The sequence below is a fragment of the Methylobacterium sp. Leaf99 genome, from assembly GCF_001422375.1.
Taxonomy (GTDB): Bacteria; Pseudomonadota; Alphaproteobacteria; order Rhizobiales; family Beijerinckiaceae; genus Methylobacterium.
Genome location: NZ_LMMU01000007.1, coordinates 105229 through 124590 on the forward strand (window position 1 = coordinate 105229; position 19362 = coordinate 124590).

Sequence of the window (19362 nt, forward strand, 5' to 3'; positions counted from 1 at the left end):
CCGGCCTACAGGCGCTGGTCCTTCAGGCCGGCGACGATGAGGGCGATGGAGCTCCACAGCACCAGGAAACAGAAGAACCCGACGGTGAGGGCGTAGCCCCGCTGCGGGTACATGGAGGCGATGGGCACGTCTGGCGGTACGAACGTCGCCAGGAAGATCTGCTGCTTGTTGGCCGCAATGCGCGCCCGATCGACCATGAGATTGGCCGATTCGTTGAGCTTGCCCGCGATGGTCTTCTCGACCTGGAGGCCCTCGTATTCGAGCAGCGCCCGGGTCATGTTGTTCGACGGATCGGAGCCCGAGAGCCCTTCCGTCGTGAGCTGATCCTGCAGGCGCTTGGTCTGCTGCTGGATCGCCGCGAGGTTGGCCACGAGGGTCTGGATGCTGCGGGACTTCTCGTCGAGGTTCGAGCCGCGCAGGACCTGCAGGTCGGTCTCGGCCTTGAGCTGATCCTTGCGCAGGCCGGCCAGGGTGGTCAGCGTCGCCTCCGCCGCCTTGACTGGGTCGATGATGCCCCAGCGGTTGCGGAAGGTCTGCAGGGCGAGGTGGGCCTCGCGCAGGCGGGTCTGCGCCCGGACCGCGTCGGCCTCCGCATGGGCGATGAGGTCGTTCTGGGCGTTGCGCGAGATCTGGTTGATCAGCACCTCCGTGCGGGCGATCACCGCCTTGGCGATGGTCAGCGCGTCCTGCGGGGTGAAGGCGCGGACCGTGAGGGTGATGACGCCCGAGATCACGTCGATCCGGGCGACCACGTGCTTGCGCCAGTAGCGGGTCAGATCCTCGATGGGCTGGGGCGGCCGGTAGCGGCTCCAGAAGTCGGCTTCGTCGCGGGAGAACATCGCCGAGACCTTCAGCGATTCCTCCATCTTGGCCACGAGGGTCTGGCTCTGGATGTAGTCCTTGACGATGAAGCTGTCCTGGCTGTTGTGCTTCTGGATCAGGTCGGCGAACTGGCCGACCGATGCCTCTTCCATGGGCTCGACATTGCCGCGGACGGTGAACTGTGCCTCCGCGACGTACTGGTTGGAGGCGAAGCCGTAGAGGTAGATCGCCAGCATCAGGGTCGGCAGCAACACGAAGACGCCGAAGTTGCGGATCAGGTCGATGGTGAGGTTGGGCGGCTTCGAGGACGCCGGGCGCAGGCCCGGCAGGCGCCGCCAGTCGAGTCGCTCGCCGGCCTTGCGCAGGAAGGCCGGGGCCCGGCCGGACGGGATCGGCGCCACGGTCTCGGCGTTGCGCCGCAGGTCCGGAACCGCCCGCAGGGCGAGGTCGATGACCCCGCGCAGGCGCTCCGACTGCTTGACCTCGTCGACATTCATCACATCGGGTTCCTGAAGGCTCGGCGCGCGAACGCGGCCCCACGCCGCGCATCCGGTGCCGCATCGCGCTCGGGCGCGGCGCGGAGCCCTTTCGACCCCATGCCGTTACCCTGCCGAGTCCCGCGTTTTTCGGCCCTTTTTAAGGCGTGGGCGGCGGAGACGCCGGGGACGCCACCCCGCCGAGGACCCCGATGACACGAGACCCGAACGACGAAACGCGTGCGGATTCGAAGGCCCGGCGCGCGCAATCGCGGACGGCGAAGCGCGCCGGCACCGAAGCCGCGCCGCGGGCGCCCGAGAAGATCCGCTACGCCAGGGCGAAATTCGGCGACGTCGTCCTCGTCTGCACCAAATGCGCCAAGCGGCAGGGCCTGCCGAAGGGCTACATCCGCACCGTCCTCAAGCAGGCCCTGAAGGCGCGTGCCGGGGCGTTCGAGGAGCGCATCCCGAAGGGGCGCATCCCGAAGCCGCGCCTCGTCGAGGTGGGCTGCCTCGGTCCCTGCCCGAAACGGGCCGTGGCGGTGGCGACGACGGCGAGCCTCGCGCAGGGGCGCATCGTCCTCGTCGATCCGTCCGGCGATCCGGACGCGATCCTCGACGCCCTCCTCCCCGATTTCGGCCCCAAAGCCACGCTAACGCCGCCGGGTGCGCCGGAGGATGACAGGTCCGGGTCGCGCATCCCCTGAACCGGAGGCTGGCGGCGTCCGCGATGAAGCCCGTTCGTAGCGTCTCGATCCGGCAGGATCGCCCCGAATGACCCCGCCCGCCACCGGACGGAGGCGGATCGGCCGGGCGATCCTGCGCCGGCTCCCCTTGCTCGGCACGGTGCTGGGCCTCGGGCTCGGCATCTGGCTCGTGGTGACCCACGACCTCCATGCGGTGGCCGACGCCTTCGGGCGGATCGGCGCCGTCGGCCTCATCGGCATCGTCCTCGTCCGGGCGGCCATCGTCGCCGTGTGCGGGCTCGCCTGGCAGCGGCTCCTCGGCGGCCTCGCCAAAGTGGAGGCGGGGGCGTTCCTCATCCTGCGGTTCGTGCGCGAGGGCATCAACGTGCTGCTGCCCGTGGCCTCGGTGGGGGGCGACGTGGTGGGCGGGCGGCTGCTGACGTTCTGGGGCGTGGCGGGGCCCCTGGCGGCGGCCTCGATCCTCGTCGACATGCTGATGCAGGTGGCGACGCAGGGGCTGTTCGCGCTGCTGGGCGTGGTGCTGCTGACGCGGGTGGGCGGCGGCACCGCCGAGGCCTTGGCGACGTGGACGGCGGGGGCCCTCGCCGTGACGGCGGTGATCGTCGCGGCCTTCTTCGCGGTCCAGCGGAGCGGCGCGGCCCGTAACCTCGTGCGCCGGTCCACGGGCCGGATGCGCCGCTGGGCCGGCGCGGCCGTGGCACCGCGGAACGGCGCGCCGGGCGGGGTGTACGACGCCCTCGACGCGGTCTGGGCCCCGGGCCGGCGCGGCGACATCGCCGCCGGGTTCGGGCTCCACCTCCTCGCCTGGGGCATGGGCGCCGTGGAGATCTGGATCGCCCTCGCCTGCATCGGAATCGCCGGGGTGAGCTGGACCGAGATCCTGGTGATCGAGGCGCTGAGTCAGGCGATCAAGTCGGCGGCGTTCCCGGTGCCGAGCGGCCTCGGGGTGCAGGAGGGCGGGTTCGTGCTGCTCGGCGGCCTGTTCGGCCTCGACCCCGGCACGGCGCTCGCCCTGTCCCTGGCGAAACGCGTGCCCGACGTGGTGCTGGGCGTGCCGGCGCTCATCGCCTGGCAGATGCTGGAGGCGCGCCGCGCCACGGTGGTGGCGCCGGACTAGGATCAGTCCGGTTCCGCCAGAAGCCCCTCGACGAACGGCGTCAGGCCGGTGCGGCGGTCGCGCTTCAGGCGCTCGGCGATGAGGATGCCCTCCAGCGAGCGGAAGGCGTCGTCGAGGTCGTCGTTGACGATGACGTAGTCGTACTCGCTCCAGCGCTGGATCTCGAGGCGGGCGTTGGCGAGGCGCTTCTCGATGGTGTCGGGCGAATCCTCGGCCCGGCGCTCCAGGCGGTGGCGGAGTTCCGCCAGGCTGGGCGGCAGGATGAACACCGTCACCACGTCGTGGCTGAGCTTGGCCCGCACCTGCCGGGTGCCCTGGTAGTCGATGTCGAAGATCATGTCCCGGCCGGCCCCCAGCACCTTCTCCACGGGCCTGCGCGGGGTGCCGTAGAAATTGCCGTGGACCTCGGCCCATTCGAGCAGGTTGTCGGCGGCGCGGAGGGCATCGAACGCCTCGCGGTCGATGAAGTTGTAGTGCTTGCCGTCGATCTCGGACGGGCGGCGGGCGCGGGTGGTCACCGAGATCGAGAGGTCGAGGCCCCATTTCGGATCGCCGGCGACGGCCCGGGTGAGTGTGGTCTTGCCCGCGCCGGAGGGCGAGGACAGGATGAGGATGAACCCGCGCCGCTCGATGGCCGTCGCCTGCATCGCAAAAAAACCTACTCGACGTTCTGAACCTGCTCGCGGAATTGCTCCACCACGGCCTTCAAGTCGAGTCCGATCCGCGACAGCGTGATGTCGCCCGCCTTGGCGCACAGGGTATTGGCCTCGCGGCCGAGCTCCTGGGCGAGGAAATCGAGCTTGCGCCCGATGGCGCCGCCCAGGGCCAGGAGGTCGGCGGCGCTGGCGAGATGGGCCCCGAGGCGGTCGAGTTCCTCCCGGACATCGGCCTTGGCCGCGAGGAGCACCGCCTCCTGGTGCAGGCGGTCGGGGTCGAGGTTGCCGATGGCGACGAGGGTCGAGACCGTGGCGGCGAGGCGCGCCCGTACGGCCTCGGGTTTCCGCGCCGGACACTCCTCGGCGGCGCGGGTCAGGCGGCTGATCTCGGCGAGCTGACCCTCGATGATCCCCCGGAGCTGGCGCCCCTCGGCGCGGCGGGCCTCGACGAGGTCGGTGACGAGGCGCACCACCCCGGCGGCGAGGTCGCGGGCGAGGGCGTCGGCGTCGACGCCCGCCTCGTCCTCGGTCTCGATGACGCCGCGCAGGGCCAGGAGCCCGTCGAGGGTCGCCGGGGCGACGCCCTCGGGCCGCGGCACCCGCGCCACCGCCGCCGCGAGCTCGGCCAGCAGCCCTTCGTTGATTCTGATGCGCGGGGCGGCGTCGGGGCGGGAGAGGTTGAGCGACAGCTGGCACTGCCCCCGCGCCAGGGTCTTTTGCAACGCGGTCCGGGCGACCTCCCCGGCCGCATCGTAGCCGTTGGGCACCCGCAGGCGCACCTCGAGGCCGCGCCCGTTCACGGCGCGGACCTCCCAGGCCCACTGCACCGGCCCGGTGGTGCCCGTGGCCCGGGCGAACCCCGTCATGCTGGAGAGGATCATGGTTTTGGGGGACCGTGTTCGGAGGAAAGCCACACCGGTTGCCGCCCCCCTCTCCCCGCCGGGCGGGGAGAGGCCTGCCTGCACCCCGGCGTGCAGGCAGGGAGCGCAGGCGGAGCCGAAGCGGGGGTGAGGGGGTCTATCCGGTGGAGGCTCGTTCGGAGCCGCCCCCTCACCGTCGGCTGCCGCCTCGCCGCGCCGACGACGGGGTCGTCGCGGCCCTCTCCCCGCAAGCGGGGCGAGGGGATGCACACGCCCCCCCTCACTGCGGCTTCAGCACCGGCACGTTCTTCGGCGAATTCAGATCGAAGGTCTTGTTGCGCAGGGGGTCGAGGCGGGTGCCCTCCGAGGCGTCGAAGGCCTTCGGGCGCGGCGCGGACGGATCGGCGCCGCCGGCGAAGTTGGTGTCGGCGGGGGCGTAGGCCGAGGCGCGGCCGGGGTCCGGATTCGGCTCGACCTTGTCGACGGCGGCGTCCGGGGTCGGGGCCTGGCGGGCGCGCTCGACCTGGCGCCAGCGGGCGACGTTGCGCGAGTGGCCTTCAAGCGTCTCGGCGAAGGCGTGGCCGCCGGTGCCGTCGGCGACGAAGAACAGGTCCTTGGTGCGCGACGGGTTGGCGACGGCTTCGAGCGCCGCGCGGCCCGGATTGGCGATGGGGCCCGGCGGCAGGCCCTCGATGACGTAGGTGTTGTAGGGCGTGGCCCGCTCGATCTCCGTGCGCTGGATGCCGCGCCCGAGGGTGCCGCGTCCGCCCACCAGCCCGTACACGATGGTCGGGTCCGATTGCAGCTTCATGCGCTTGTTGAGGCGGTTGACGAACACCCCGGCGACGCGGGGCCGCTCGTCGGCGCGCCCGGTCTCCTTCTCGACGATGGAGGCCAGCGTCACCATCTCGGCCGGGGTCTTGACCGGGATCTCGGCGGAGCGGCGCTTCCAGATGTCGGCCAACACCTCGCGCTGCTTCGCGCGCATGAGGTTGACGATCTGCTGGCGGGTGGCGCCGCGCTCGAACTTGTAGGTGTCGGGCAGGAGCGCGCCCTCGGCCGGGATCTCGTTGATGTCGCCGGAGAGAATGTCGTTGTCGTTGAGCCGCGCCACGATCTGCTCGCTCGTCAGCCCCTCCGGGAAGGTGACGGCGTGCTGGACCTGCCGGCCCGACGACAGGGTCTCGATGGCGTCGTTGATGCTGGCATGGGCCTTGAACGTGTACTCGCCGGCCTTGAGGGCCTTGCCGCTCAGGCGGGCGGCCCACTCGAACAGGGCCGTGTGGGTGATGACGCCCTCGCGCGACAGGGCCTCGCCGATTTCCGAGGTGCCGCTGCGGGGCGAGATCACCACGACCTTGTCGGCGGGCAGCGGCCCCGGCTCCTTCACCTGGCGCTCGAACAGGGTCATGCCGATCATCACGCCGATGGCCAGCACCACCGACAGGGTGAGCAGCCCGGAGACCGTGGCGAGCAGGCCGCCCCGGCGGCGCTCGGGCAGGTCCGGCGGCGGCGGCGCGGCCGTGGGCTTGATCGCCTCGCTCGGGCTGCGCGGCAGGGCGCGCTGGGGCAGAGCCCGCTCCTCGGAGGCGGCCGGCACGGGCTCGGGGTTCGGGCGCTTGCGGAAGAACATGGACATCCTGTTCGGGCCTAGGGCCCCCTCCCCCCGTCCTTTGCAGGGCATGGGGCATGCTCGCGCGACGCCGGGCGGGCGCGAGGGGCTGACCGTTAAGCGTGCGAGCTTAGTCGGTTTTGTGGCGAAATGGGGGATTTGCGGAAGGGGCGAAGGAACACGGCGTGCGCGTGCCCTCCGATGTTCGGACGCGGCCGAGTGGCGACGTTTCTGACCCGCCGCCCACGATACCCTTCCGCCTATCGCGGACCTAGACAGGGGTCGGGAAGGCTTCTTTCATGGTCAAGGTCGTGCCCGTATGATCTAAACGAAGACGATCCCTCTTGAAGGTATGAGGACCATCGAGATGAGACGCGGAAACATCATTGCTGGATTTTTGCTGACTCCGTTCTTTATCATGTTAGTATTCTTGATCGCACGACAACCGATAGGTTGTCCGGGTGATAACGGGGCGTTTATAATTGTATATGTTTTTAGCTGTTTAATGGGTATGGGCAGTTTTTTGTATTTGATCACCAAGAATGGGGCGCATCTTCAAAAGTCAGCCCCAATTACATTTGCAATCAGGCACATCAATGTTCTTCGGGCGATTGTATTTATTTTGAGCGTTCTTGTAGCTCTTTCGGTAGCCTTCGCGCCGAAAAAGCCCATCACGCCGACGAAGGATGCGCAAACCCGTCCACCTTCACTGCGCCTGTAGCAGGCGGGACAGCATCGGCTTGGCCCTGGCGGGAACACTGCGCTCAAGTTGCACAGCGATAGATCGTTGCGCGGCGTAAGATTGTAAATATAAAAGTAAATGATACTGCGTTCGACGCAGTATCGGCTCTCCGTGCCTCCATGGAGGCAACATTTGCGTCAAATAATAGGACTGCAATGCTAAGCGGTATAAAATTGCATTATTGACCGATAGTCGTGTTCAATCCACCCGCCGCATCACCAAGCTCGCATTCGTCCCACCAAATCCAAAAGAGTTCGACAGCACGACATCCACCCGCTTGCGCTTGGCCTCGTGCGGTACGCGGCCGTTAGCGGTGTCCACCGAGGGGGTGTCGAAGTTGAGGGGCGGCGGCAGGACGCCATCGCGGATCGAGCGGCCGCGACGCGCCCCCTCTCCTTCCAGGAGAGGGGACCCGCGCTGCACCTCATACCGCAGCGGTCTAGGCGATGGGCCGCACTGAATCGTCGGGGATGGTCTCGAAGAGGCAAGCACCCCTTTCGGGCAAGCACAGCGTCCGAAGAGGTTCTGATCAGTCGTCAGAGATCGGACTGATGGGAGGCTTTGGCCTCAATCCACCCGCCGCATCACCAAGCTCGCATTCGTCCCACCGAACCCGAACGAATTCGACAGCACGACATCGACGCGCTTGCGCTTGGCCTCGTGCGGCACGAGGTCGATGGCGGTGACCACGGACGGGTTGTCGAGGTTGAGGGTCGGCGGCAGGACGCCGTCGCGGATGGTCAACACCGAGAAGATGGCTTCCACGGCGCCGGCGGCGCCGAGCAGGTGGCCGATGGCGGATTTGGTGGAAGACATGGCGGCGTTGGCGGCGTGGTCGCCGAGCAGGCGCTCCACGGCCTTCAGCTCGAGTTCGTCGCCCATGGGCGTCGAGGTGCCGTGGGCGTTGATGTAGTCGATGTCGGAGGCCCGGATGCCGGCGCGCTTGACGGCGGCGCTCATGCAGCGGAAGGCGCCGTCGCCGTCGGGGGCCGGCGAGGTGATGTGGTAGGCGTCGCCCGTGAGGCCGTAGCCGACCACCTCGGCGTAGATCTTCGCGCCGCGGGCCTTCGCGTGCTCGTACTCCTCCAGCACGACGACGCCGGCGCCCTCGCCCATGACGAAGCCGTCGCGGTCCCGGTCGTAGGGGCGCGAGGCGCGGGTCGGGTCGTCGTTGAAGCCGGTGGAAAGGGCGCGGCAGGCGGCGAAGCCCGCGAGCGCGAGGCGGTTCACCGGTGATTCGGCGCCGCCCGCCACCATGACGTCGGCATCGCCGAACTGGATCAGCCGGGCGGCGTCGCCGATGGCGTGGGCGCCCGTGGAGCAGGCGGTGACGACGGAGTGATTCGGGCCCTTGAGGCCGTGGGCGATGGAGACCTGGCCCGAGGCCAGGTTGATGATCCGGCCGGGGATGAAGAACGGCGAGATCCGGCGCGGACCCTTGTCGTGCAGGGTCACGGACGCGTCGTAGATGCCGCCGATGCCGCCGATGCCCGAGCCGATCATCACGCCCGTGGCGCACTGGTCTTCGTGGCTCTTCGGGTGCCAGTCGGCGTCGTCGAGGGCCTGGCCGGCGGCCGCCATGGCGTAGACGATGAACGGATCGACCTTGCGCTGCTCCTTCGCCTCCATCCAGGCATCCGGATCGAAGGTGTCGTTGGAGCCGTCGCCGAACGGCACGGAACAGGCGATGCGGCAGGCGAGGTCGTCGACGGGGAAGGCCGTGACCACCTTGGCCGCCGACTCACCCGCGATCAACCGGCTCCAGGTGGCCTCGACCCCGCTGGCCAGCGGCGTCACCATGCCCAAACCCGTCACCACTACCCGACGCATCGCGCTATCCCGAACCGGTCCCATCGTGAAACGAACGGCGCGCGGGGTCTGGCCGACCCCGCATCCGGCGCCTCGTCTCGGTGTGAATTAGGCGGAGTTCTTCTCGAGGAACTTCACCGCGTCGCCGACCGTCTGGATGGTCTCGGCGGCGTCGTCGGGGATCTCGACGTTGAATTCCTCCTCGAACGCCATCACGAGCTCGACGGTGTCGAGGCTGTCGGCGCCGAGATCATCGATGAAGTTCGCGCCCTCGACCACCTTCTCCGGCTCGACGCCGAGGTGTTCGACAACGATCTTCTTCACGCGCTCAGCGATATCGCTCATCGGTCTTGGTCCTTAGCTCTTCAAGAGTCGTGATGGTGTCGCCGTGGCCGCCGGCCCGTGACCGGTTGTGCTGGTCCGGGATGCGGCCGGTGTGTTCGCTCGCGCGCGTTTCGGGTGGCCCTCGGGCGAGTGGTCCTCGACCTGGTCCACATCGTTATGGGAATCTCCGCAACACGCCGAACCGTCAACCCCCCTCGCACGGCAGGCGGGGTGTTAACACAGGGTTCCTGCCCTGGCGAGGCCCGGTTCACAAGCCGTTCATCGCCGTGGCTTTTTCCGCCCGCCCGGGGCTTTTGCGGGTGTGCGGTGCAGCAAAGCTTGCCCTCACACCATCGCCATGCCGCCGTTGACGTGGAGGGTCTGGCCGGTGACGTAGCCGGCCTCGTCGGAGGCGAGGTAGAGGGTGGCGGCGGCGATCTCAGGCCCGGTGCCGAGGCGGTTCATGGGCACGCGGGTGAGGATGCCCTCGCGCTGCTTGTCGTTGAGCGCATCCGTCATCGGCGAGGTGATGAAGCCCGGCGCGATGCAGTTGACCGTGAGGTTGCGGGTGGCGACCTCGGCCGCCATGGCCTTGGTCATGCCGACGAGGCCGGCCTTGGCGGCGGCGTAGTTCACCTGCCCCGGATTGCCCGTGGTGCCGACCACCGATCCGATGTTGACGATGCGGCCGTGGCGGCGCTTCATCATGCCCTTCACGGCGGCCCGGGACAGGCGGAAGGCGGCCGTGAGGTTGACGGCGATGACCGCGTCCCATTCGTCGTCCTTCATCCGCAGGACGAGGTTGTCGCGGGTGATGCCGGCGTTGTTCACCAGCACGTCGAGGCCGCCCATGGCCGCCTCCGCCGCCGGCACCAGGGCCTCCACCGCCGCCTTGTCGGAGAGGTCGCACTCGACGATGTGGAGGCGCTCCCCCCCGAGGTCGGCCACGAGGGCTTCGAGGGCCGGGCGCCGGGTGCCCGACACCGTTACGGTGGCCCCTTGCGCGTGCAGGGTCCTGGCGATGGCGCCGCCGAGGCCGCCCGTGGCGCCGGTGACGAGGGCCCTGCGGCCGGTGAGATCGAACATGGGTCGTCCTGTGCTCAGAAGGTGGGGAACGCGGTGACGTCCTCGGGGGTGCCGACGGCGCTCGCCGCCGCCCCCGGCGCGATGCGCTTGACGAGGCCGGTGAGCACCTTGCCGGTGCCGATCTCGTTGAAGATGTCGATGCCGGCCGCCGCCATGGCGGCGACGCCCTCGCGCCAGCGCACGGTCCCGGTGACCTGGGCCACCAGGGCGTCGCGGATGGCGTCGCGGTCGGTGACCGGGGCGGCCAGCACGTTAACGTAGACCGGCACCACGGGACTGTGCATGGCGACGTCGCCCAGAGCGGCCCGCATGGCCTCGGCGGCCGGGGCCATGAGCCGGCAGTGGAACGGTGCCGAGACGTTGAGCATCACCGCGCGCTTGATCCCGCGCGCCTGCGCCAGGGCCACGGCGCGCTCCACGGCAGCCCGGTCGCCCGACAGCACCACCTGGCCGCCGCCGTTGTCGTTGGCGACATCGCACACGGCGCCCTCCCGCGCCTCCTCGGCGATGGCCTGGGCGGCCTCGATCTCGGCGCCGATGAGGGCCGCCATGGCGCCCGCCCCCGGCGCCACCGCCGCCTGCATCGCCTGCCCGCGGATACGCAGCAACCGCGCCGCGTCGGCGATGGAGAAGGTGCCGGCGGCGGCGAGGGCCGTGTACTCGCCCAGCGAGTGGCCGGCGACGCAGGCCACGTCGCGCCGGAGGTCGAGGCCGCGCTCGGCCTCCAGTACCCGCAGGGTCGCGAGGGACGCGGCCATCAGGGCCGGCTGGGCGTTGGCCGTGAGGGTGAGTTCCTCCACCGGCCCCTCGAACATCAGGCGCGAGAGATTCTGGCCCAACGCCGCATCGACTTCCTCGAACACGGCGCGGGCCTGCGGGAAGCCGTCGGCGAGCGCCTTGCCCATGCCGACGGCCTGGCTGCCCTGGCCCGGAAAGATGAGTGCGCGCGCCATGGATTCCCCGTCCCGGAAAGGGCGGCCCACTCGCATCGCGGGACGCGCAAGTCAATCACGCGTCGCAAAATGGCACGGTTCACCTCGTCCGGGGCCGCGCACGGGATTTGCGCGGAGCCCCCCGTCCGGCCGCCGCGATGTTCCAGAGCGTTTCGTTCTGCCACGGCGACCCAGGAGCCGTCCCGCCATGTCCCAGCCCGAAACCGCCGATCCAGTCCCAGGTTCCGTCGCGCCGACCGTCCAGTCGATGGATCCCATTCTCTACGACGCCCTGGTGATCGGCGCCGGGATCGCCGGCCTCAGCTTCGCTGCGGCGGCGGCGCGCGAGGGGCGGCGCGTCCTCCTCGTCGCCGCCCGGGACGCGCATCCGCGCGAATTCCGCGCCGAGAAGTTCTCGGGCCGGGAGATGGACGTCCTCGATCGCCTCGGTCTCGGGGCCGGCGCCCGCACGGCGGCGACGCAGATCCACACGGTGGTGGAGGGCCGCTGGAGCCGGCTGATCAAGCGCGTGCCGTCGCGGGAATACGCCGTCCATTATCCCGACTTCGTGGATGCCGTCCGCGCCGCCATGCCGGACACCGTCCGGAACGTGACGGGCCGGATCACCGGGATGACGACGGGGGCCGAGGTCCAGACCCTGACCCTGGCGGACGGCCGGCGCTACGCGGGCCGGCTCCTCGTCATCGCCACCGGCCTCGGCGAGGCGCTGACCCGCTCCCTCGGTTTCGAGCGGCGCGTGGTGAGCCAGGGCCACGCCCTGGTCTACGGCTTCAACACCGCCTGCAGCTACGCCCTGTTCGCGGGGGAGCAGCTGATCTGGAGCGCCGAGGGCGGCGGCGACGGCATCGCCTACCTCACCCTGTTCCCCCTCGGCACCCAGGTCCGCGCCAACCTGTTCACCTACTGGCCCCGGGGCGGGGCCGCCGCCGAGGCCTTCCTGGCCGATCCCGCAGCGGCCTTGCAGCGCCTGATGCCGGGCCTGACCCGGACCTACGGAGCGGTCGAGGCCGTCGGCCCCGTCCAGCACCGCCCCATCGACATCGTCGAGATCGCCAACCCCGTGCGCGACGGCGTGGTGGTGATCGGCGACGCCTTCTGCACCACCTGCCCCGGCTGGGGCACCGGCATCACCAAGGCCCTCTCGGACGTGACCGTGCTGATCCGGCACCTGCCGGATTGGCTCGCCACCCCCGGCATGGACAGCGCCAAGATCGCGGCCTTCTACACCGACCCGGACAAGGTCGCGGCCGATCAGCTCTCCGTCGGCAAGAGCCTGCGCATGCGCCGGATGAAGATGGGCCGCGACGTGGCCTCGCGCTTCCTCGCCCTGCGCAGCACGGTCTTCCGCCGCGGCGAACAGGCCCTGACCGATGCCACCGCGCATCTGCGCACCGCCGTCGTGCAACTCCGCTCCGCCGCCGCGCGCGTTCGCTCGAAGGCGCCGGCGGCGAACCCGTGAGCGGTCCCCGCGGCGCTGTTGATCGTGCTCTTGGGCCGGGTCAGGCCCCTGGGCCGGGTCAGGCCTCGTTGAAGAAATCCACCGTGCCGGTGTCGAGGCTGTAGGCGGCGCCGACGATGCGCAGCTTGCCCGCCTTGAGGGGGTCGATCAGGCTCGGCTCCGAGGCGCCGCGCAGGCGGGCCACCACCCGGTCGACGTTGGCGCGGACGCAGTTCTCGACGAAGTCGCCGGGTTTTTCGCGTTGGGACAGGACCGCCGGCACGATGGGTTCGATCATCCGGCCGATGGAGCCGGGATAGACGGTGTTGTTCTTCACCACATCGATGGCGGCCTCCACGGCGCCGCAGCGGCTGTGGCCCATCACCAGCACCAGGGGCACGCCGAGCTGCGACACGGCGTATTCGATGGAGCCCAAGGCCGCCGTGTCGACGCAGTTGCCGGCGTTGCGCACGATGAAGAGTTCGCCGAGGCCCCGGCCGAACAGGATCTCGGGCGAGACGCGGGAATCCGAGCAGCTCACCAGAACCACGAACGGCGTCTGGCCCAGGGCGATCTCGATGCGGCGCTCGCGGCCCTGCACGGCGCGCACGGGGCTGTCGGTCTGGTAGGCGCGGTTGCCCTGCTTCAGGGTCTCCAGGGCCTCGTCGGCGGTGAGCGTGGTCTTCTTCGTCGATGGGCTCGCGGCGAACGCACCGTTTGGTAGGCCGGTGGCGGCGAAGCAGGCGGCGCCGAGGCCGCAGCCGCAGGCGAGCAGGCTGCGTCGGCTGAGCAAGGTCTTCATGGGCTTGGGGCTCCGCTTGTCCGGTCTCGCGCGATGATAGTCATATTTTTACAGGCTACCGGATTCAAACAACTGCGAATGGGCCGATTCCGTGCCGCGGCAGGCATCCGGATGCGGGCGGGAGGCGCACCGGGGCTCCCTCTCCTTCCAGGCTACGGCATTCACACATCTCAAGGGCAGCGCGGGTCCCCTCTCCTGGAAGGAGAGGGACAGGGTGAGGTGTGTGACCTTTCCGGAGAGACCTCTCACCTCACCCCAACCCTCTCCTTCCAGGAGAGGGAGCACCGATGGGCCTCACGCCCGCATCCGGTTGCTGTCAGGGGCCCTGTCTCTGCACGAGATCGACCCGTTCGCGATTGTGTGAATCCAGTAGCCTTCCAGGAGAGGGGACCCGAGCATCCCGCGAGATGTGTAAATGCCGTAGCCCAAACAGGAGAGGGAGCACTGATGTGCTTCACGCCCGCATCCGGATGCCTTCCGGGACCCCGTCTCTGCACGGGACCGGCCCGCGCGACGATAGGGGGCGTCCGCGGCGTTGTCGCCGGGGTAAGTTGCGGCGGGTGGCGAACGGATTGAGACGCACCCCTCGAACGTGCGCGGGGGGCTGTCGACCCGGGCCGTCACGTCGTCCGCAGCATGGTCCGGACCGCCGCTTCGAGGGCCCGTGCGGCGGCGCTCGCCGTCGGGGACCCGGTGCGGGCGAACATCACGATCTCCGAGGGCGGCAGGTCGGGGAGACCGAGGCGCGCGCCGGCGTCGCCCATGCGCCCGGAGGCGACGGCTCCCATGGGGGCGATGCCGAGCCCCGCCCTCACGGCGGCCGCGAGGGCGATGCAGCTCCCGCCGACGAAGGCTTCCCGCCACGGCCGGTGGGCCGCCTCGAGGCGCCGGATCGCCATGGACCTGACCCCGCAGGCCGGCCCGAGGGTGACGAGCGGGAGGGGACGGTCCGGCGCGACGGCGTTCCCGTCCGCGCACCGCCAGCCGAGGGGGTCCGTGCCGAGCACTTCGCCGTCCGCGCCGCCCGCTTCGCGCCGGACGATGACGGCATCGAGGTCGCCCCCGTCGAACAGGGCACGGACCTGCTGGGACACGCCGAGGCGGAGTTCGAGGGCGCTCGTCGGCGGCAGCGCCGCGCGGACGTGGCGGATCACGTCCTCCAGCCCCGTCCCCAGGGCGTGATCGCTGGCGCCGATGGCGAACCGCGCCGTCGGCGCGTCGTCGAACCGCGTGGCCGCGTCGTGCGCGGCCATCAGCGCCCGGGCCTTGGCGAGGAAGGCCAGGCCATCCTCCGTCGGCCGGACGAAGCGGGGCGTGCGTTCGAGGAGCTTGCGACCGAGGGCCGCCTCCAGGCCCTTGAGGCGCGTGCTGACCACGGGCTGCACCGTCCCGGCCGCCTCCGCGGCCCGCGTGAGGTTGCCGAATTCCACCGCGAGGATGAACAGGCGGACCGAGGCCAGGTCGAGCATGATACCGAACCGCTATGATCAGGAGTGTGCATCATAGCGTTCCACGGAGATGGAACCAGGGGCAGATTGATCTCCGCACCCATGCCGAGGAGGTTTTTCGATGCCCATGATCACCGTCCGCTACGTCACCGCATCGCCGCGGCCCGATCTCCGGTCGGACATCGCCCGCCTGGCCGCCCGCCTCGGGGCCGAGCGGCTCGGCAAGGACCCGGAGGTCACGGCCGTGCTGGTCGAGGAAGCCGACCCGCAGGGCTGGTTCATCGCCGGGACGCGCCCGACGGAGGCGGGGCTGTCGGCGTTCTGGCTCGACATCAAGATCACCGCCGGGACCAACACGAAGGCCGAGACCACGGCCTTCGTCCGCGCCGCCTTCGACGGGATGGCGGACCTCATCGGCCCGCTGCACCCGGAATGCTACGTCTTCGTCCACGCCGTCGACGGCGACACCTACGGCTACGGCGGCCGCACCCAGAACGGCCGCTGGGCCGTCGCCAACCCCGGCTAGACCGAACGCCGGCGTCCGGTGGAGAAAGACGGGACGCCGGGGAAAGAGCGCGCGTTCGACGCGGCGTCCGACGCGGCGCCGGGGATCACCCGGGACGCTCCAGCTCCGTCGAGAAGGCCCGCGCGAGCCGCCCGATCGTGACCGCGTCGACGCCGTCGGCGGCAAAATCCTGCCGCCAGGATCGCATGCGGGCAGCGAGGTCGGCGACAAGTCCGCGGGCATCGTCTTGCGAGAGGTCGAAATCCGCGGCCCGGGTCAGGCCGTTGCCGATCGTCGGGTAGCTCCCGGATCGGCCGACCCCGATGGCCTGCTGCGGATCCATGTCCGGTTGAGGAACCACGTCGAAGGCCGGGGACAGCCGCCACGCGCCGTCGCGCCGTAGGACGGCGTGATTCTTGAGGTGGTCGTCCCGGTTGCCGCACAGGACGTTGAACACCATGCGGCGGAAGAGTTCATGGCGGTCCGATACGTTCCGCGCGCCGTGCCGGAGGAGGAAGAGGGCGAGTTCGGGGTAGGAGCCGGAATCGGACGTCTCGTCCAGTCCGAGGGCGGTCAATCCGCTCAGGTAATGGGCCGTCGGTTCGTGCGTGACCGGATCGCGGTCGAAGCGCTTGACCAGGATGACCTTGCGCGGCCCGACAGGGAGCAGCTTGGTCTCGGCGGCGTCGATCCCGCACCGGGATGCCAAGCGCATCGTCGCATGCTCGGCGCCGCATTGGTCGTAGGTGTCGTCCCGCCGCTGGAACTTGGCGATCCATAGGGTGCCCTGGTGTTCCACGACGGCCTTCGGCCGGGCGCCGCCCATGCTTGCCCCCGCGCTCCAGAGGCGGGCCGCCAGCCCTTCGACCGCCTCACCGCGTTCCAGACGTTCGAACCCGTCCGCAATGCCGTCGAGGTCGGCAGTGACCGCGTAGCCGGGATGGGGTGGCGGCGGGGCCGGGGTTTCGGAGAAGGCGAGGCATCCGACGCGCTCGTCCCCGGTGGCGAGCAACCAGTCGCCCGCCGTCATCGGGGACCTGTCGACCGGCCGCCGATGCGCGATGAGCCGCCGGCCCCAGCGGTCCGGGGTGGCATCCGCCAGGACGCCCGGAAGCCGGCCGCGGCCGGTGCTCCTGAATGGCCCCGGCTGAAGCGGCAGGTGTTCCGGGTCGAGGGCGAAGGCCCGGCCATGATCGTTCCTCAACCAGGACCCGACATAGGCGAATTCGCCGTAGGGTTGCCCGGCCGCCGGCGCGACGCGGCGATACCGGCCGGCGAGGTCCGTGGCGCCGCCCCGGTGGCGGACATGGACATAGACCTCAGAGGTCATCGAGATTCGCTTCGCGCGGGCGACGCGCACGGCTGGGAAGGCGGGCGGTTTCCATGGCGGCGGCGAGGTGGTCGTTCTCGGGACTGACCGCGTGCCGGACGGCCGGAAGGAGGCCGAGGACCCAGGCGGCCTTGGCGAAGACGCCGAGCGAAACCGTCGGGTCTCCGTTCTCGAGCTTGCGCAGGGTCGGAAGGGACACCCCCACGCGGGCCGCGAGGTCGGCTGCGGGCTGACGTCGGCGCAGGCGCGCGGCCCTGAGGGCCCGTCCCACCTCGCGCAGCCCGTCCAGGACCTCGAACGGCGTCTGTGTGGCGCGCTCGTATTTCATGCCATCAGAATTGCACGGAAGTGGCCTTAAGTGAAAGCCTGCTTTCCATCTTGGAGAGCCGTCCCCATCGGAGGCGGGCCTCCGTCCCCCGATCACCCCGGCCGCGTCACCACCAGGGCGCCCTGGCGCGTCGCCACGACGGTGTGCTCGTACTGGACCGTCGGGGCCCTGGGGTCGCCGAACAGGGTCCAGCCGTCGTCGCCGCCGTCGGCGAAGGTGCTGCCGAGGGAGAGGAACGGTTCGATGGTGAAGACGAGGCCTTCGCCCATGATCCGCCGCTCGGAGCGGTCGGGCCAGGTGGCGATCTCCTTCGGCTCCTCGTGGAGGGACTGGCCGACCCCGTGGCTCGCGAGGTTGCGGACGAGGGTGTAGCGGTTCTTCCGCGCGAAGTCGCCGATGGCCAGCCCGATGCCAGCGAGGGGCCGGTCGGCCCCGACCTGCCGGATGCCGGTCCACAGGGCCCGGCGCCCGTCCCGGCACAGGCGTTCGACGGATTTCGTCACGGGCGGCACGGCGAAGGAGGCGCCCGTATCGGCGAAGATCCCGTTCTTCTCCGCCGAGACATCGATGTTCACGAGGTCGCCGGCCCCGATCCGGCGCGGGCCCGGGATGCCGTGGGCGATCTCCTCGTTGACGCTGATGCAGGTCGCCCCCGGGAAACCGTAGGACAGCTCGGGTCCGGGCCGGGCCCCGGCGGCCTCCAGGATGCCCCGGCCGATCCGGTCCAGTTCCGCCGTGGTCATGCCGGGCTCGAGGGCCGCGCCCATGGCCGCGAGGGCGTTGGCGACGATGCGCCCGATCTCTTCGAGGAGGACGAGGTCGCCGTCGTTGGAAATGGTCATGGGCGATCCGAAGGGAGGATGGGACGTGGTCGGGACCGGGCGGCCCCAGGGCGGGCGCTCACGGGGCGGGCGCCGGGGCCCGCCGGGCGCGGATGGCGGCGCCGAGGGCGGCGTATCCCTCCGGCGTGAGGTGGACCATGTCGGGCAGGAAGGTCGGACATTGGTCGTCGGCGCAGCGCAGGGCGGCGTCGGCGCCCTCCACCAGGACGGCGCCGCCCCGCCCCGCCAGGAGCTCCGCCACCGCGCGGTTCAGGGCCGTGCGCGCGTCATCGCGGAACGCCGATTTCCTGCCCCGCGGCGGGGTGCCGACGACGACGAGGGCGGGCCTGTGCCAGAGCGCGTCGATCCGGTCGACGATCCGGCGGATGCCGTCGAGGATGGCGCAGGCCTTGTCGCCGTAGCCGAGGTTGTTGGTGCCGATCATGAGGAACACGGTCCGGGGCGCGAGCCGGGCGTAACGCGCGTCCTGCAGGCGCCACAGCACGTTCTGGGTCCGGTCGCTGCCGACGCCGAGGTTGAGGAGGCCATCGCCAAAAGTCTCGCGGGCCAGGGCCTCGGGCCACAGCTCCGTGAGACTGTCGCCGAGCAGCACGATTCCTGCGCCCGGCGCCTGCGCGGCGGCGCGCCCGACGAGTTCGGCGCGCCGGTAGGCCGTCGCGCTCTGGGGCGGCACCGGGATCGTCGCGACGGCGATGTCGGCGGCATCGCAAGGGGGCTCCTCGGCCCGCGCGGGGCCGGCGAGCAGAACACTCAGCGCCACCACGGCCCGGACGTGTGATCCCCGCGTCATCCGCCCCGTCCTCCGCTTGGCCCCGTCCCCCTCCCGGAGGCACGTCTTGTTGCCGCGCGTCAAGGGGTGTAAGAGGCCGGTTCAATTCCCTAAACCCTGTTCGAGGAAGGAGCCGCCCCCATGGCTCGCGTCACCGTTGAAGACTGCATCGACAAGGTCGAGAACCGGTTCGAGCTCGTGCTGCTCGCCAGTCACCGCGCCCGCCTGCTCGCCGCCGGCGCGCCCCTGACCATCGACCGCGACCGCGACAAGAACCCCGTCTGCGCCCTGCGCGAGATCGGCGACGCGACCATCACGGCCGACGACCTCAAGGAACAGCTCATCCACTCGATGCAGAAATACGTCGAGGTCGACGAGCCCGAGGCCGAGACCGTGCCCCTGCTGTCGAGCTCGCCCGCCGCCGCCGCCGTCGCCCCGCAATCCACCAGCGACGACGTGCAGTTCGACCGCATGAGCGAGGAAGACCTTCTGCGCGGCCTCGAGAACCTCGCCCCGCCGACGGAGACGGACGAAGAGGCCGAGTAATCGGCCGCCTTCACGGCGCGCGACCAGCAACCCGGCCCCGCGGCCGGGTTTTTTCTTGCCTCCCACCGGCCGAGAACCCGTCCTGCGGCGCCTTAAATGCCGGCCTGCGGCGCTTTCGGGCTGGCGTGGGCGCGTGCGATGCGGGACAAATTGCGCTCCGGCCCGTGTGATGCGGGCGTCGAAGTCGCAA

Annotated in this window: 20 protein-coding genes and 1 pseudogene; 6 read left to right on the forward strand and 15 right to left on the reverse strand. The window is 70.4% G+C overall.

The features are described from left to right. Positions 1 to 5: 5 nt before the first annotated feature. Positions 6 to 1319 (reverse strand): hypothetical protein, encoded by a 1314-nt coding sequence (locus ASF28_RS11555; protein WP_056092340.1) that lies wholly within the window; start codon positions 1317 to 1319, stop codon positions 6 to 8. Between the two features lie 191 nt (positions 1320 to 1510). Between ASF28_RS11555 and ASF28_RS22980 the strand changes: the two genes are divergently transcribed. After that, positions 1511 to 2005 carry a (2Fe-2S) ferredoxin domain-containing protein gene (locus tag ASF28_RS22980; RefSeq protein WP_056092343.1) on the forward strand — a complete coding sequence of 165 codons (495 nt, stop codon included), beginning with the start codon at positions 1511 to 1513 and terminating at the stop codon, positions 2003 to 2005. A gap of 67 nt (positions 2006 to 2072) precedes the next feature. After that, the gene (locus ASF28_RS11565; RefSeq protein WP_056092345.1) at positions 2073 to 3122 is read left to right on the forward strand and encodes a lysylphosphatidylglycerol synthase domain-containing protein; all 1050 of its coding nucleotides are present in this window, start codon (positions 2073 to 2075) and stop codon (positions 3120 to 3122) included. A gap of 2 nt (positions 3123 to 3124) precedes the next feature. On the opposite strand, the gene gmk is transcribed toward ASF28_RS11565, so the two are convergent. The 3 genes from gmk to mltG all read right to left on the reverse strand — a co-directional run bounded on the left by gmk (position 3125) and on the right by mltG (position 6271). Next, positions 3125 to 3769, reverse strand: a complete 645-nt coding sequence (gene gmk / locus ASF28_RS11570) for a guanylate kinase (RefSeq protein WP_056092348.1) — start codon at positions 3767 to 3769, stop codon at positions 3125 to 3127. 11 nt (positions 3770 to 3780) lie between these two features. Next, entirely contained in the window at positions 3781 to 4659 is an 879-nt protein-coding gene (locus ASF28_RS11575; protein WP_056092351.1) for a YicC/YloC family endoribonuclease, read from the reverse strand. Positions 4660 to 4918: 259 nt separating this feature from the next. Then, a complete protein-coding gene (gene mltG / locus ASF28_RS11580; RefSeq protein ID WP_056094083.1) occupies positions 4919 to 6271 on the reverse strand; it encodes an endolytic transglycosylase MltG in 1353 nt (450 codons plus the stop codon). A 346-nt stretch (positions 6272 to 6617) separates the two neighbouring features. On the opposite strand from mltG, the gene ASF28_RS22525 reads away from it, so the two are divergent. Next, a complete protein-coding gene (locus ASF28_RS22525; RefSeq protein WP_147709454.1) occupies positions 6618 to 6971 on the forward strand; it encodes a hypothetical protein in 354 nt (117 codons plus the stop codon). Between the two features lie 219 nt (positions 6972 to 7190). On the opposite strand, the pseudogene ASF28_RS23350 reads toward ASF28_RS22525, so the two are convergent. From ASF28_RS23350 to fabD, 5 genes and pseudogenes are all read right to left on the reverse strand, one after another. Then, a pseudogene (locus ASF28_RS23350) lies at positions 7191 to 7364 on the reverse strand (beta-ketoacyl-ACP synthase II); the annotation flags it as partial. 195 nt (positions 7365 to 7559) lie between these two features. Then, positions 7560 to 8822, reverse strand: a complete 1263-nt coding sequence (gene fabF / locus ASF28_RS11585; RefSeq protein ID WP_056092354.1) for a beta-ketoacyl-ACP synthase II — start codon at positions 8820 to 8822, stop codon at positions 7560 to 7562. Between the two features lie 87 nt (positions 8823 to 8909). Further along, positions 8910 to 9146: an acyl carrier protein gene (locus ASF28_RS11590; protein ID WP_018044468.1), complete on the reverse strand. Its 237-nt coding sequence runs from the start codon at positions 9144 to 9146 to the stop codon at positions 8910 to 8912. 324 nt (positions 9147 to 9470) lie between these two features. Continuing rightward, a complete protein-coding gene (fabG, locus tag ASF28_RS11595; protein WP_056092357.1) occupies positions 9471 to 10211 on the reverse strand; it encodes a 3-oxoacyl-[acyl-carrier-protein] reductase in 741 nt (246 codons plus the stop codon). 14 nt (positions 10212 to 10225) lie between these two features. Further along, positions 10226 to 11164, reverse strand: a complete 939-nt coding sequence (gene fabD, locus ASF28_RS11600; RefSeq protein ID WP_056092359.1) for an ACP S-malonyltransferase — start codon at positions 11162 to 11164, stop codon at positions 10226 to 10228. Between the two features lie 247 nt (positions 11165 to 11411). On the opposite strand from fabD, the gene ASF28_RS11605 reads away from it, so the two are divergent. Further along, positions 11412 to 12623, forward strand: a complete 1212-nt coding sequence (locus tag ASF28_RS11605; protein WP_056092362.1) for an FAD-dependent oxidoreductase — start codon at positions 11412 to 11414, stop codon at positions 12621 to 12623. 58 nt (positions 12624 to 12681) lie between these two features. Here ASF28_RS11605 and ASF28_RS11610 read toward each other — a convergent pair whose 3' ends face one another. Both ASF28_RS11610 and ASF28_RS11615 read right to left on the reverse strand, forming a co-directional pair. Next, positions 12682 to 13404, reverse strand: a complete 723-nt coding sequence (locus ASF28_RS11610; protein WP_056092365.1) for a carbonic anhydrase — start codon at positions 13402 to 13404, stop codon at positions 12682 to 12684. 620 nt (positions 13405 to 14024) lie between these two features. Further along, entirely contained in the window at positions 14025 to 14873 is an 849-nt protein-coding gene (locus tag ASF28_RS11615; protein ID WP_056092368.1) for a LysR family transcriptional regulator, read from the reverse strand. A 100-nt stretch (positions 14874 to 14973) separates the two neighbouring features. Between ASF28_RS11615 and ASF28_RS11620 the strand changes: the two genes are divergently transcribed. Next, complete coding sequence (locus ASF28_RS11620) at positions 14974 to 15378, forward strand: tautomerase family protein (RefSeq protein WP_056092371.1); 405 nt, start codon at positions 14974 to 14976, stop codon at positions 15376 to 15378. An 85-nt stretch (positions 15379 to 15463) separates the two neighbouring features. Here the strand turns inward: ASF28_RS11620 and ASF28_RS11625 are convergent, their stop codons facing one another. From ASF28_RS11625 to ASF28_RS11640, 4 genes are all read right to left on the reverse strand, one after another. Further along, positions 15464 to 16717, reverse strand: a complete 1254-nt coding sequence (locus tag ASF28_RS11625; protein ID WP_157085567.1) for a type II toxin-antitoxin system HipA family toxin — start codon at positions 16715 to 16717, stop codon at positions 15464 to 15466. Then, a complete protein-coding gene (locus tag ASF28_RS11630) occupies positions 16677 to 17015 on the reverse strand; it encodes a helix-turn-helix domain-containing protein (protein WP_056092378.1) in 339 nt (112 codons plus the stop codon). The genes ASF28_RS11625 and ASF28_RS11630 overlap by 41 nt, the downstream gene beginning before the upstream one ends. Positions 17016 to 17107: 92 nt before the next feature. Further along, the gene (map, locus tag ASF28_RS11635; RefSeq protein ID WP_056092381.1) at positions 17108 to 17857 is read right to left on the reverse strand and encodes a type I methionyl aminopeptidase; all 750 of its coding nucleotides are present in this window, start codon (positions 17855 to 17857) and stop codon (positions 17108 to 17110) included. A 58-nt stretch (positions 17858 to 17915) separates the two neighbouring features. Further along, positions 17916 to 18647, reverse strand: coding sequence for a GDSL-type esterase/lipase family protein (locus ASF28_RS11640; RefSeq protein WP_082476515.1), 732 nt, complete (start codon positions 18645 to 18647; stop codon positions 17916 to 17918). Between the two features lie 120 nt (positions 18648 to 18767). Here ASF28_RS11640 and rpoZ point away from each other — a divergent pair, with 120 nt between their 5' ends. Continuing rightward, positions 18768 to 19172 (forward strand): DNA-directed RNA polymerase subunit omega, encoded by a 405-nt coding sequence (rpoZ, locus tag ASF28_RS11645; protein WP_056092390.1) that lies wholly within the window; start codon positions 18768 to 18770, stop codon positions 19170 to 19172. Positions 19173 to 19362 lie beyond the last annotated feature (190 nt).

Coding starts and splice junctions, on each gene's coding strand:
- ASF28_RS11610 (WP_056092365.1), bottom strand. CDS start 13,404: ATGAAGACCTTGCTCAGCCGACGCAGCCTGCTCGCCTGCGGCTGCGGC.
- mltG (WP_056094083.1), bottom strand. CDS start 6,271: ATGTTCTTCCGCAAGCGCCCGAACCCCGAGCCCGTGCCGGCCGCCTCC.
- ASF28_RS11590 (WP_018044468.1), bottom strand. CDS start 9,146: ATGAGCGATATCGCTGAGCGCGTGAAGAAGATCGTTGTCGAACACCTC.
- ASF28_RS11640 (WP_082476515.1), bottom strand. CDS start 18,647: ATGACGCGGGGATCACACGTCCGGGCCGTGGTGGCGCTGAGTGTTCTG.
- ASF28_RS22525 (WP_147709454.1), top strand. CDS start 6,618: ATGAGACGCGGAAACATCATTGCTGGATTTTTGCTGACTCCGTTCTTT.
- ASF28_RS11605 (WP_056092362.1), top strand. CDS start 11,412: ATGGATCCCATTCTCTACGACGCCCTGGTGATCGGCGCCGGGATCGCC.
- rpoZ (WP_056092390.1), top strand. CDS start 18,768: ATGGCTCGCGTCACCGTTGAAGACTGCATCGACAAGGTCGAGAACCGG.
- ASF28_RS22980 (WP_056092343.1), top strand. CDS start 1,511: ATGACACGAGACCCGAACGACGAAACGCGTGCGGATTCGAAGGCCCGG.
- ASF28_RS11575 (WP_056092351.1), bottom strand. CDS start 4,659: ATGATCCTCTCCAGCATGACGGGGTTCGCCCGGGCCACGGGCACCACC.
- fabF (WP_056092354.1), bottom strand. CDS start 8,822: ATGCGTCGGGTAGTGGTGACGGGTTTGGGCATGGTGACGCCGCTGGCC.
- ASF28_RS11615 (WP_056092368.1), bottom strand. CDS start 14,873: ATGCTCGACCTGGCCTCGGTCCGCCTGTTCATCCTCGCGGTGGAATTC.
- gmk (WP_056092348.1), bottom strand. CDS start 3,769: ATGCAGGCGACGGCCATCGAGCGGCGCGGGTTCATCCTCATCCTGTCC.
- ASF28_RS11565 (WP_056092345.1), top strand. CDS start 2,073: ATGACCCCGCCCGCCACCGGACGGAGGCGGATCGGCCGGGCGATCCTG.
- ASF28_RS11620 (WP_056092371.1), top strand. CDS start 14,974: ATGCCCATGATCACCGTCCGCTACGTCACCGCATCGCCGCGGCCCGAT.
- fabD (WP_056092359.1), bottom strand. CDS start 11,164: ATGGCGCGCGCACTCATCTTTCCGGGCCAGGGCAGCCAGGCCGTCGGC.
- map (WP_056092381.1), bottom strand. CDS start 17,857: ATGACCATTTCCAACGACGGCGACCTCGTCCTCCTCGAAGAGATCGGG.
- ASF28_RS11630 (WP_056092378.1), bottom strand. CDS start 17,015: ATGAAATACGAGCGCGCCACACAGACGCCGTTCGAGGTCCTGGACGGG.
- fabG (WP_056092357.1), bottom strand. CDS start 10,211: ATGTTCGATCTCACCGGCCGCAGGGCCCTCGTCACCGGCGCCACGGGC.
- ASF28_RS11555 (WP_056092340.1), bottom strand. CDS start 1,319: ATGAATGTCGACGAGGTCAAGCAGTCGGAGCGCCTGCGCGGGGTCATC.